Origin of the sequence: Bacillus sp. YBWC18 (assembly GCF_002998775.1) — a bacterium.
Classification (GTDB): Bacteria; Bacillota; Bacilli; order Bacillales; family Bacillaceae; genus Bacillus.
In genome coordinates this window covers 79200-91526 of record NZ_PVRI01000004.1, presented here as the reverse complement: position 1 = coordinate 91526, position 12327 = coordinate 79200, and the positions used below count along the sequence as shown (strand labels likewise).

Sequence of the window (12327 nt, the reverse complement as noted above, 5' to 3'; positions counted from 1 at the left end):
CAAACGTTTGATTTACAATAGCCAATTTCCAGTGAATGGGGTTGGCAGATTTTATCTCATTCACATTCTAAAATAAAACCAGCTGAAAGTAAAACCATTTCATTTTGGAATTGTTCTTTATATTAATTGATAATATAGGTAATTTTATAGCCGTCTTCCATTTTGGTTTAAATGATGATAACTATTATGATAAGATAGACCTAGTAATTGATCGGAAAATGCGAACGCAATAGGAAAAGAGGTATGGAGAATGCAACATTTCGAGCTAGAGGCAAGTTTATTAGACCATGCGCTGACAAAGTATTTAAAGGCGACGAAGCAAATAGATGAAGAGAACATCCCGAAAAACGTCACGAATGTGAAAGGGTTTATTTTACGCATCATTTATCGCCATCAAACATGTACTGTGAAAAATATTCTGCAGGAAGTTTCATTATCTCCCTCTGCAACAACAACCGCTCTCAATCACTTAGAAGATGAAGGGCTGATTATCCGCTCTCGAAATAATAATGACCGCCGTACTGTATGGATTACACTCTCTGAATCAGGTGAACAAATCGCAAAACAAATGATCGACAACCGCCAGCTGCTTGTCAATCAGCTGTTCAACCATCTTTCAGAAGAAGATAAAAAAACATTTTTTGAATTAATCGAAAAAATGATGGACGAGCACACATTAAAGGCTTAGGAAACCTCCTAAGCCTTTGTCTTCTTTTCAGCGTGATAGAAAACCTTTGCAGTCTAGGAAGGACGAGTACCGGAGCGGAGCGAATTTACATTCGTAAGCACCGGAACGCAGACCTGACACCGAATGCGAGGGTTTGTCTACTTGCTGAGGCTTAGGAATATTCCTAAGCCTTCTTTTTATGGCTTTAAGATGACCTTTATACAATCATCCTTCTTTTCATTAAATATGTGATACGCATGAGCGGCATCATCTAATGGCAATTGATGTGTGATGATCGCTCTAGGATCAATTTCACCAGTTGTCACTTTTTGATAGAGCTTTGACATGTAGCCTCTCGCCGGAGCCTGTCCCATTTTCAGGGTGACGTTTCTTGCGAAAAAGGCACCTAATGGGAACATATTGTATAGGCCGCCGTACACACCAGTCATCTGCACTGTCCCACATTTGCGGACGGCTTTTGTGGCAATTTGAATGGGTCCAATCGTTCCGCCTTGCAGCTTGAGTTTCTGCTCAATTTTTTCAAGCGGTGATTTCTTCCCGTCCATTCCCACACAATCGATCACAACATCGGCTCCACCCTTGGTGAGCTCCTTTAACGTTTCTCCCATGTCGGGATCTTCTGTAAAATCAAATACTTCTACGCCGCTCATCCGTTTTGCATGTCGCAGACGGTAATCAATGTAATCGACCGCAATCACACGTTCTGCCCCTTTTTGCCATGCAAATTGCTGCGCCATTAACCCAACAGGTCCACAGCCTAACACAATGACCGTATCACCTTTTTTCACACCTGCGTGCTCCACGCTCCAATACGCAGTTGGAAGAACATCCGATAAGAACAGCAATTGTTCATCCTCCAGCTCACAATCATCTGGGATCTTAAACGGGGTGTAATTTCCAAAAGGCACGCGTAAATACTCTGCCTGTCCTCCAGGATAGTTCCCATATTTCTCACTATATCCAAAAAGTCCACCCGAATCGTAGTGCGGGTTTGAGTTGTCGCATTGGCTTTCTAAGTGATGATGACAATATTGGCATTGACCACATGCAACGGTAAATGGAATAACGACACGATCTCCCTTTTTTACTGCCGTGACATCCGGTCCAACTTCCTCCACAATCCCCATTGGCTCATGCCCAATCACATAGCCGATTGGAAGCGGGAAGTTCCCCTGATACAAATGTAAATCAGATCCACAAATTGCTGTTGATGTAATTCGTATGATCACATCTTCCCGATCTTGAATAGATGGCGCATCTACTTTCTTCACTGCAATTCTATTTTTCCCTTGGTAAGTAACAGCTCTCACATGCATTTCCTCCTTTAGCGAAAATCATCTGTACATAGCTTCACCTGGAATGGATGGTTCATGCATCAGATCAGGAATATTTGAAAAACAAAAAAGCCCGTCGATGGGTTCGACAGGTGCTTATTCAATCATGTGTAACGCGTTACATATTTATCCTTTTTCGACAAAAACCAAATCATATTGAGAGGAAGTCTCTCGATCGATCATCAAGTTCCCTTCTTGAATAAAATAAGGACATATACTCGGGCTTTGTGATTCTTCAAACTGCTCATACAACTGCTCAATCTTTCCAGGGAGCAGTAAAAGCAAAAATTTATTAGAATGGGAAACGAATTCATAAGAATGAATCGTATCCGGCGGTATATAGGCAAAATCACCCGGCATCAGGCAAATATCCTCTCCGTTCAATTGAAGGTTCATTTTTCCTTCAACGCAATAGAGTGCTTCTGTATGTACTTGATGATAATGCGGAGGAAAATACTTTCCCTTCGCGCCTTCAATCACAAAATGGCTGAACCCGCCTCCAGTTGTTTCTGTTGTTGCGATCAGCTCATGAAGCTGACCATCCACGATATATTGCTTCCCTTCACCAGCCTCTAATACATAGGGCTGCACCGCCTGAGGGAGCTGACTATGAAATAAAACGGAGGGCTTGGTTGTATTTGACAGCTGCCGGATACCATGCATCAATATGAGATCGCTTTCTTTTTCAGCTTGTTCAAAGCTGGCTGCATCGAAAGCATGATCAGTCATCAGCCATTCGTTCTGCTGAAGCCTCTTCCCAATTTGCTGATAGACATCTGTCATTTGTCCGCCCAACGTATATGAAATAAACCTTGTTTTGTGACTATGCATTCTGTAGCCATGAATCGTTTTAGGCGGGATATGAATATAATCGAAGGCTGTGACCATATATTTTTTACCGTCCAGTATCACTTCAAGCTTTCCTTCCAGCACGAAAATGGTTTCAAATAAGTGCTCATGACAATGAAGTGGAAAATAAGCCCCTTTCCCACCTGTGATTAAGACAAGCTCAAACAGCTGATTCGTTTGATTTGCTTCTGCCAGCACATGAACAAGCTGATTTTCAAGCCCATACAGCTTCCCTGAACCAGACACGGTATAAAAATAGGTATCTTCGGATTGCTTGATTGATTGCGGTTGCTCCGACATCCCATCACTCCTCATGACTAATTGACTATCTTTATTATATAGACCAATTGATATAATAGATAGACAATATGCGAGAGATTTTACTCTTCTCGCATAAATAAGTGTCTAAGGTAACACTTTACGTGTTCTAACGGGGTCGTTTGTTTGAGTGCTGTGGTCATCGATAGACCCCCAATCACCATTGAATGAAGGAGAGAAGCCAGCTCATCCGCTTTGTTTTCTTCATATCCGCTGTTCATTAGCTTTTCTTTCACAAGCTCTTGCCAGCGGATCATTTCTTGTTTGCATGCAGCATGAAGCTGCTTATGTTCTGGCTTGGATTCTGCCGCCAGCAAGACAATCGGAATCCCTCTTTCACTTTCTTGCTCCATAAATCCCCGAATGATGTTTGTCATAAAACGGTCGATGGCGATATAAGGGTCATCCGAATAGGCAAAACTTTCTTCAATTCGATCGATGACCTTTTGACTAATATATTCAACGGCTGCTATGGCTAGCTCTTCTTTTCCGTTTGGAAAGTAATAATAAAGAGATCCTTTAGGCGTGCCGCTCTCTCTAATAATTTGATTCAATCCTGTCGCATGATACCCCTGTTTTCGTAAAAGAAGTGCAGCCGTTTGAATGATTCTGTCCTTCGTACTCACGTGTGACACTCCTTTCCCTCCATAGACAAATGTCGTTTCAACGTATGATTTGATTTGTTCCTTTCCAAATCGAGGATGTCTCCATTTCTGCTGCAAGCCGAAGCAGCCAGTCCTCTTTTCCCTTTGGTGCTGTCACCTGTACCCCTAAAGGCATGCCCGCTTCAGTGAGATGAACAGGAACACTCATAGAAGGCTGACCCGTTAAGTTGGCAAGCTGTGTAAATGGTGTGTAGGTCAGACTCTTTAAGAACATGTCATAAATAAGATCCTGCTGCGCTTGCATTGAGAGGGATGACACACGTAAAAGTTCCGTGGTTTCCTCTTTCGAATGCATCAGCTCACCAATCTTTGGAGCTGAATAGGCAGTAGCTGGTGTCACAAAAAGATCGTACGTTTGATGAAATGATGCCATTTGTGCAGCCGCCATATCCCACGCATCAAGACTTTCTGTATAAGCAGCAGCGGTCACATTCTTGCCAGCCTCCGCCAGCACCCATGCGACGATGTCCGTTTCCTCCGGATTGACTGGACGTCCTAATGAACGAGCCAAGGACGTGAATAATGCAGACATTTCTCCGCTGTTCATGACGTAGTATTGCTGCATCAGATGGATCCCGTCAATTGCCGGCTTCGCTTCTTCTACTTGGTGCCCTTGGTCACTCAGCCATTTCACTGTTTGCTGAACCGCCTGCTTCGCTTCCTCACTAACCTTCGTACCTACTGGAGATTCTATACTGTAAGCAATTCGCATAGAAGATGTACATTTCACTAGATCTTCTTGATAGCTGCCGTCGTATAACGGCGTTTGGAAAGCCGCTTCAGGCTGAATGACTTGAAGCAGATCAAGAAGGGCTGCACTGTCCCGCACTGTTTTTGTGAGTGTAAAATCAATGGAAGCCCCTTGCCACTGCCTTCCTGCGCCTGGTCCTACCGGCGTTCTTCCTCTCGTTGGTTTGAGACCGAACAAACCTGTAAAGGATGCTGGAATCCGAATGGACCCACCGCCATCACTTGCTCCACCAGCCGGTACGATGCCGCTTGCAACAGCTGCTGCCGTCCCGCCGCTTGAACCGCCAGGGGAATAGTCAGGATGCCAAGGGTTCCTCGTTGGACCATGTAAAGAAGGTTCTGTTACATTCCTTAAACCGAATTCTGGTGTGTTTGTATGCCCCATCATGAGAAATCCAGCCTGCTTCAATCGATGGACAAAGTGGGAATCCGTTTTTGCCTTTACATCCTTTAACAATGCAGCACCTGCTGTCAGCGGTTCATTTTCCATCCCTTGCGATATATTTTTCAGTACAAATGGAACGCCCGCAAACGGCTGATTCGTATGTAATGTCTTGATTTCTTTTAATACTTGATCTTGCCTTGTCTGAATCACCGCATTTAGTTCAGGATTGACCTCATTCAATCTAGCAAATGCAGCCTGTACAAGCTCGTCTGGCGTTACCTGCTTCTTCCGTACAAGTGCTGCCAAGCCAGTCGCATCATACGTCATATACTCTTTTACGTTCATCAGCATATCCTACTTTCTCTTATTATGATCTCTCTATTGTCTACTAGATTTGTATGAATTTCAATTTCAGGTTACTTGTAAAAAAACTTTCTGACAAACAATATGATTCTTCTAACCATCCTTCTCATTTCTCCGATATAATAGAGAAAAAAAGACGGAGGTCATCGTATGCAAGGGGCTATCGCCTTGAAAAAGAAAATCGTCGTAGTCATCGCGTTTCTTCTTGCGTTGACAACTGCCTTGCCTTACCATTCGCAGGCAGCTGCACCGCCAAAAGAAACAGATATCATCATCGTCTATAAAAACCAAAAAGGAAAGCAAACGGCTATTGAAGAAAGTGAAAAAGTGAACGCTCAGTACATACATCTTCCCGTTGTCGCTGTGACAGCAGATGAACAAGCGGTCACCTCACTCAAAAAAGATCCAAACATCGCTTATGTCTCAAAAAACATAAAGGTTAAACTCGCTTCTTCTACTATGAAAAAAACCGCTGCCGCTACGGGTCAGAATTTTTTGGTTCAACAATCTTACAACTTGCAAAAGCTGAATGTAAAGCAAGCGATAAAAGAAGGCGTCACGGGGAAAAATGTGAAGGTAGCTGTTTTAGATACTGGTATTTCTCCACATGAGGATTTAAAGATATCCGGCGGGAAATCATTTGTGAAGTACACAACTTCCTATAAAGATGATCAAGGGCATGGCACACATGTCGCAGGCACGATTGGTGCGCTCAATAACGATTATGGCACAGTCGGCGTCGCTTCTGGTGCGAAGCTGTATGCTGTAAAAGTGTTAGATAAAAAGGGAGAAGGCGACTTGTACAGCCTGCTTCGAGGAATCGATTGGGCCATTAACAACAAGATGGATATTATGAATTTAAGCCTAAGTTTTGAAGACAATATCCCCATCTTGCATTCAGCAGTGGATGCGGCATACAAAAAAGGACTGCTTGTGGTCGCTGCAAGCGGGAATGATGGGAAGAAGAATTATATTAGCTACCCTGCCGCTTACAATAGCGTCATTGCCGTTTCTGCAACGACGGACAAAGACAAACTCGCGTCTCTCTCAAATACAGGGAAAGGCATTGAATTTTCTGCCCCTGGCCAGAACGTCATTAGCACTTATTTAAAGAATGAATATTGGTATGCAACAGGTACATCACAAGCTGCACCGCATGTCACAGGCATGCTGGCACTGTTGAAACAGCTTCATCCGAAGAAAACAAATGTACAGCTTCGCACCTTATTGCGCAGCTATACAGTGGATCTTGGCGCAAAAGGAAGGGATCCACAATTCGGCTATGGCCGCATGCAATATATACCACAATCAAGCTTTTTGAAGGCTGCGACCAGCGCTGTCAAAACAGCCGAAACATCTAAAAAGCAGGCAGATGTCAATCAAGCCAAAACGAGAATTGGCAGACTCACTGCAAGTAAACAAAAAACAGCACTCACCGAACGGGTGAAAAAGGTACAAGGAACCATTGATATCCGTTCCGCACGTGCAAAGGTTCAAACAGCCGAAAAAAGCAAAACACAAGGGGCCATTAAAAGCGCCCAAACGGCTATCAAAAAGCTAAACAAAGGCAAAGAAAAAACAAGTCTGCAAAACCGGCTCGACAAAGTCAAAAAACAGGTCGCCTATCAAAAGAAAGTGACAGACGCCAAACAAAAGGTCAAAAAAGCGGAAGCCAAACGAACAAAGAAAACAAAAGCAGCGGCTCAAACCGCTGTCAAACAGCTAAAAGCTTCCAAAACGAAAACCAACTTACAGAAACGATTAAACCGTATCAAGGTTTGACAGAAAAAAACGATTCCTCGCCTGAAAGGAATCGTTTTTTCTATTTCAACATCGGCTCAAACAAGCTGTGATGATATTTTCCTTCGGCATCTGCCCTCACTTGATCAAGTATGCTTTCTAACGAAGCCATCACACCCTCTAATGCCCGGCGCACTGAACCTTGTTCAAAAGCCGCTAAACTCTCCGGCAATTCATCTTCATCCAACACAAAGAAATGACCATTCGGCAGAACGAGAAGATCAATAATGAGGTCTTCAAATATGACCAGCTGGCCGTTGAACCATGTATTCCCCACAATATTAAAATAAGACCCAAGTTCCTTCCCTTGATCATCCCTCCAGAAGTAAATATTGTAAGGTCGATCCTTCCAATAATAAGCGGTCGTATAGCTCCCTTTTGGAATGGTCAGAGCACCATCACCTGCCCTCATCGTAAACGTGTCTTCGATCTTGTGAAACAGCACAGCCTGCTGCTCCTGTGCGTCTAACAGCTGACAAGTATATTCCACGACCTTCTGATCGTATTTGATTTTCCTCTCGATTACTTCATCCCAACGATCCGCATGTAGCGAAAACAACATGTCACAACTCCCTCTGCATCTAGTTTCTCTCTTTCCAGTATACACCGATTTTTTTTGAAGAAATAAAGGGTTGCTGCATTTACTTATGGAAGACCTATGATGAAGTGAAATAAATGAACGGAATCACGATTTTTGAAAACCTTACAGAGCTTGGACAAATCATCCTCTTTTTATGCAGCTATGCCTTTTATTGGCGGCTGGTGAAAACGAAGAGAGAACGAAAGCTGTCCCTTTACAAACGCGTGTTAAAAGTCATGTTCGGTTTAATTTCGTGGGGGGGGTATCATATTGGGCGCTTGTACTGTGGGCGTAAATTGAAAAAAGGAAGAGCTGTCCCTGAAGGACTTGCTCTTCCTTTTATTACGAGTGATGTGATGAACCTGCCGGCTGTTCTTTCTGGATGACATATTGATAGCTCTTGACATGCGTCCCATTTTGATTCACAAATTCTTTATCTAGTGCACGCTCAAAGCCCATTCTTTCATATAGACGAATGGCAGCCTGCATTTTATCAGATGTATGAAGATACAGGACATTTTCGCCCCATGATTGCGTAAGTTCAATACTTTTACGTAACAATGACTCTGCAATTCCTTTTCCCCTAACATCGGGATCTACTCCTAAAAACCGGACGATGGCTGATGTAATGCCCATTTCGGGTTTGTCATACGCTTGCTCTGATGACCGGAACATTTGAAGCGTCCCCACGACCTTGCCTTCAAGCTCCGCCACAAGCATCAGCTCCATGTTCGGATTATCTACAGCTGCTGCAAGCGCAGCAGAATAATTTTGCCAGCCTTCCTCTGTAAATTGAGGCTCATACTGTGAATAGGATTTGATTAGTACATGCCTGACCGCTTCATGATCTTCTTTGACTGCTTGACGAATGATCAGCTCTTGCTGCTTCATGTCAGCACCTCCTGTTGTTTATTGCTAGATATACGTATCATGCAAATACTGCATGTCGATGACCTTGTTCTTTTCTCTACTCATTCAATGTAAAGAGTCTCATTCGAAAGATCAATCATTTTGCACGGAATCCATCTTTGAAAATTTCTATTGAAAAGGAACGCTTGATTCATTATGCTGTTTTGAGGAAGTATACGAGGAGTGTAGTGATCATATGAGTTCTTTATCTTATCCCCAAGAATCGAAAAAAAATCGATTTCTCCTTGCTGCATTGCTTGGGTCTTTAACAGCCCTTGCACCGCTTGCAATGGATATGTATTTACCTGCTTTGCCTAATATTGCGCGTGATTTTGAAGCAAGCACGGCTTTGTCCCAATTAAGTCTTATGGCTTGTCTTATTGGACTGGCGCTTGGACAGCTGATTGCAGGTCCTATTAGTGATACGATCGGCAGAAGAAAACCGCTGATGATCGGCTTAATCATTTTTATAGCCTCATCACTTTTATGTACGGTAGTCACATCGATTTGGATGTTCATCCTCTTAAGATTGATTCAAGGGCTCGCTGGTTCAGCTGGCATTGTCATTGCACGAGCCATTGTGCGAGATCATTATGAAGGATCAGAAATGACGAAATTCTTTGCACTGCTGATGTTGGTCAACGGGGTTGCTCCGGCAGCGGCACCTATTGTGGGCGGACAGATTTTACGCTTTACAACATGGCAGAGTGTATTTGTTCTACTAGGAATTCTCGGGGCCTTGATGCTGCTGAGATCCATTTTTTCACTACAAGAAAGTTTACCTGTGGAGCGCAGACAGACTGGGGGCTTTCAACAGATTGTTGGTGCCATGAAAATTTTAGCGAGTGATCGTCTCTTTGTTGGGTATGCCCTCTCGCAGGGTCTTGTATTCGCAGCGATGTTTGCCTATATTTCTGGCTCACCGTTTGTGCTCCAGGATCTTTTCCACCTTTCTCCACAAGGATTTAGTGCTGCCTTTGCGGTGAATAGTCTTGGCATCATCACGGCTGGACAAGTATTTGCCCGTGTCGCTGTAAAAATCGGCGAAGAGAAAGTTCTTCGCATTGGATTGCTGACAGCTGCCTTAGGCGGCGTCTCCTTATTTTTGATGATCTCCATTGATGCAGGGTTGTATGGCATTCTCATTCCATTGTTTTTTGTTGTCTCAAGCGTCGGAATTGTCGGTACGTCCGCGCCGTCTCTTGCGATGCAGCATCACGGAGCGCATGCAGGAAGTGCAGCTGCCCTCATCGGGGTGGCACAAATGCTGCTAGGCGCATGCATGACACCTCTTGTCGGACTAGCGGGAAGCCAAACAGCCTTTCCAATGGGCCTGATCATTATGCTTTGTGACCTAGGTGCACTTTGCTGTTATTTCTTCTTTGTGGCCCGAGCAACAAAAAGACCCGCATAAGCGGGTTTTTTTAGTTCATTATAGCGCGTTGCTACCAATTGATGGTGCGGAACACGTTGTTCTCGTTTTTTGTGTGATATGCGTCTGGATCAAAACCTGATAGCCCAAACCCAATCGCCGTTACAATGCCTCCTACAACTGTGAAGATCATGCCCCATTTAAAGCATTGCTTTTTGAATTCATTCACGTTCATATTCTCACGACCTTCTTTCTAAACATTCCCATGAATGCCTTAGTGGTTTGAACAGTCATTTGCACAAATAACTTTGTCAAATACACCGTGGCAATTCCGCATAATAATCCGACACCTAATAGAAGAATACCCACTCCAACCTGCGTCACCACCACATGCAAACCGTCCTGAAAAATAAATGGAGAACCAATGATGCTCCAAAAACCTCCGAGCAGACCAGTGAGCGTCAATGCACCTGTGACGAGCGGAACGCACCAAACCACCATATAGACAGAAAGAATCAGCAGAATGACCGTTGCTAAAATACTTCCCCATAACGGAAAGCCCAAAATGAGAATGGAAAGCCTTGTAGCTTTTTCTCCGAACGTCGGCACCTGAGCAGTTTTGATTCCTTGTTCCTTCATAATCCCCTCAGCGATGATTGAAGGCTGACCCACTTGATGAACAGCTTCCTGTTCGCTGTAGCCATCTTCCTGATAATCCTCGATCATTTCATCGTAATATTCGATGAACCGATCACTTTCTTTTTCGCCTAGACGATGCAGGTGCTTCTCTAAGCTGGCTAAAAATTCTTTTTTATTCATTGCCCTGTCCTCCAGAAATAAAGTCGTAAATCGCCATCACTTGATCCCATTCCGCTAAAAACTGCGCCATATGCTCACGGCCGCTATTTGTCATTCGGTAGTACTTTCTTAATCGACTGTTATGTTCCTGGGAATAGGTCTCCACATAGTTGTTTTGCTCTAACCGCTTTAATATCGGATATAATGTCGATTCTGAAATCTCAATACAATGGGACATATCTTTAATAATTTGATAACCATAGGAATCGCCTTTCTTTAATACCGCCAGTACACAGAATTCCAGCAAACCTTTTTTTAATTGTGCATTCATGATTACAACTCCTAACCATTTATACTATACAATACATAGTATAATGTGACAAGAGGTATAGAGCATAAAAAAAGACCCGGTTAAGGTCTTTTCAGGTTTATATATTCACAAATCCTTCTCCGAACACATCACGCACGTCATGGACAACAACGAATGCGTCTCGATCAATTTTCTTGATGATTTTCTTTAGGCGCATGAGCTCTTGCTTTTGAATGACTGCGTAGAGAATCTCCTTCGATTCCTTTGAATAATGACCGCGTCCGTTTAAAATCGTCACGCCTCGATCCAAAGTGTGATTGATTTCTTCAGCAATATCATCTTTGCATGAAGAAATAATCGTTACTGCCTTTTTCGTGTTAAGCCCTTCTATCACAAAGTCCATCACCTTTGTTGCCACGTACAGCATCACAATGGTGAACATTAATTTTTCCGCACCAATAATAAAGTAGGAAGCAAATACGACGATCAGATCAAAGAACAAGATGGCATAGCTCACGTTCCAGTCTAAATACTTGTTGGCAATTCTTCCGAGTATGGCAGAACCCGCCGTTGTACCGCCTGCTCTTAGCACAAGACCAATTCCAATACCGATGATAATTCCTGCGAAAATCGCTCCAATGATCAATTCATGTACATTCACGACCCATGTTGTGGTCAGGTGTAAAAATAGGGAGTTACTTGCGACGGCAACCACAGTATAAATCGTCGTCTTCTTGTCCAAATATTTATACCCCACAAGCAGCAGGATGGCATTAAACACCAGGTTCGTCAGCCATGGTGCAATTTCAAACAAATAATAGAAAATGATGGACAGCCCCGTTACACCGCCTTCACCAAATTCAAGTGGAATGACAAACATGTTCACTGCTGCAGCAAATAAAAAAGAACCAATCAGAATCATAGCCAAATCTTTTACACATTTTTTCAATTTCTTCTTTCCTCCTTTTCTAAGCATATAAAAAACCCTCTTTCTGCACGAAAGAAGACAGTCGTTGGACAAAATAAAAATCAAAAGACAGCGCCTTTTGATGAAGCTTTCTGAAATGAACCTTTCCATAATATATATCTCTTTTTAGAAGCTGTCAATGACTTGGTTTTCTATTATTTTGACTGCATGTTTATGCACCGAAACCCGCATGTTTTCAAGGTTTTTCCGCGATATCATGCTTTTTCCTCTCCTTGACA

General features: G+C 43.2%; 14 protein-coding genes. 4 read left to right on the top strand and 10 right to left on the bottom strand.

Annotation, left to right across the window (positions count from 1 at the left end; genetic code table 11):
* Positions 1–250: 250 nt before the first annotated feature.
* Complete coding sequence (locus C6348_RS12420; protein ID WP_034664294.1) at positions 251–688, top strand: MarR family winged helix-turn-helix transcriptional regulator; 438 nt, start codon at positions 251–253, stop codon at positions 686–688.
* A gap of 176 nt (positions 689–864) precedes the next feature.
* Here the strand turns inward: C6348_RS12420 and C6348_RS12410 are convergent, their stop codons facing one another.
* From C6348_RS12410 to C6348_RS12395, 4 genes are all read right to left on the bottom strand, one after another.
* The gene (locus C6348_RS12410) at positions 865–1998 is read right to left on the bottom strand and encodes a zinc-dependent alcohol dehydrogenase (protein ID WP_106043325.1); all 1134 of its coding nucleotides are present in this window, start codon (positions 1996–1998) and stop codon (positions 865–867) included.
* Between the two features lie 150 nt (positions 1999–2148).
* The gene (locus tag C6348_RS12405; protein ID WP_034664300.1) at positions 2149–3171 is read right to left on the bottom strand and encodes a quercetin 2,3-dioxygenase; all 1023 of its coding nucleotides are present in this window, start codon (positions 3169–3171) and stop codon (positions 2149–2151) included.
* An 80-nt stretch (positions 3172–3251) separates the two neighbouring features.
* Positions 3252–3815 (bottom strand): TetR/AcrR family transcriptional regulator, encoded by a 564-nt coding sequence (locus C6348_RS12400; RefSeq protein ID WP_106043323.1) that lies wholly within the window; start codon positions 3813–3815, stop codon positions 3252–3254.
* 37 nt (positions 3816–3852) lie between these two features.
* Positions 3853–5334 (bottom strand): amidase, encoded by a 1482-nt coding sequence (locus C6348_RS12395; protein WP_189293940.1) that lies wholly within the window; start codon positions 5332–5334, stop codon positions 3853–3855.
* Positions 5335–5502: 168 nt separating this feature from the next.
* On the opposite strand from C6348_RS12395, the gene C6348_RS12390 reads away from it, so the two are divergent.
* The gene (locus tag C6348_RS12390; RefSeq protein ID WP_106043319.1) at positions 5503–7134 is read left to right on the top strand and encodes a S8 family peptidase; all 1632 of its coding nucleotides are present in this window, start codon (positions 5503–5505) and stop codon (positions 7132–7134) included.
* A gap of 40 nt (positions 7135–7174) precedes the next feature.
* Here C6348_RS12390 and C6348_RS12385 read toward each other — a convergent pair whose 3' ends face one another.
* Positions 7175–7714, bottom strand: a complete 540-nt coding sequence (locus C6348_RS12385; RefSeq protein ID WP_080869579.1) for a ribonuclease FAU-1 family protein — start codon at positions 7712–7714, stop codon at positions 7175–7177.
* Positions 7715–7827: 113 nt separating this feature from the next.
* Between C6348_RS12385 and C6348_RS12380 the strand changes: the two genes are divergently transcribed.
* Positions 7828–8118: a hypothetical protein gene (locus C6348_RS12380; protein WP_223251565.1), complete on the top strand. Its 291-nt coding sequence runs from the start codon at positions 7828–7830 to the stop codon at positions 8116–8118.
* On the opposite strand, the gene C6348_RS12375 is transcribed toward C6348_RS12380, so the two are convergent.
* Positions 8075–8623, bottom strand: a complete 549-nt coding sequence (locus tag C6348_RS12375; protein WP_106043317.1) for a GNAT family N-acetyltransferase — start codon at positions 8621–8623, stop codon at positions 8075–8077. The genes C6348_RS12380 and C6348_RS12375 overlap by 44 nt on opposite strands.
* Positions 8624–8837: 214 nt before the next feature.
* On the opposite strand from C6348_RS12375, the gene C6348_RS12370 reads away from it, so the two are divergent.
* Positions 8838–10055, top strand: a complete 1218-nt coding sequence (locus C6348_RS12370; protein ID WP_106043315.1) for a multidrug effflux MFS transporter — start codon at positions 8838–8840, stop codon at positions 10053–10055.
* 31 nt (positions 10056–10086) lie between these two features.
* Here the strand turns inward: C6348_RS12370 and C6348_RS18910 are convergent, their stop codons facing one another.
* The 4 genes from C6348_RS18910 to C6348_RS12355 all read right to left on the bottom strand — a co-directional run bounded on the left by C6348_RS18910 (position 10087) and on the right by C6348_RS12355 (position 12070).
* Positions 10087–10248, bottom strand: a complete 162-nt coding sequence (locus tag C6348_RS18910) for a hypothetical protein (RefSeq protein WP_162839381.1) — start codon at positions 10246–10248, stop codon at positions 10087–10089.
* A complete protein-coding gene (locus tag C6348_RS12365; protein WP_034664308.1) occupies positions 10245–10832 on the bottom strand; it encodes a DUF1700 domain-containing protein in 588 nt (195 codons plus the stop codon). The genes C6348_RS18910 and C6348_RS12365 overlap by 4 nt, the downstream gene beginning before the upstream one ends.
* Positions 10825–11142 carry a PadR family transcriptional regulator gene (locus tag C6348_RS12360; RefSeq protein ID WP_034664309.1) on the bottom strand — a complete coding sequence of 106 codons (318 nt, stop codon included), beginning with the start codon at positions 11140–11142 and terminating at the stop codon, positions 10825–10827. The genes C6348_RS12365 and C6348_RS12360 overlap by 8 nt, the downstream gene beginning before the upstream one ends.
* A gap of 97 nt (positions 11143–11239) precedes the next feature.
* Positions 11240–12070 carry a YitT family protein gene (locus tag C6348_RS12355; RefSeq protein WP_034664484.1) on the bottom strand — a complete coding sequence of 277 codons (831 nt, stop codon included), beginning with the start codon at positions 12068–12070 and terminating at the stop codon, positions 11240–11242.
* Positions 12071–12327: the final 257 nt, after the last annotated feature.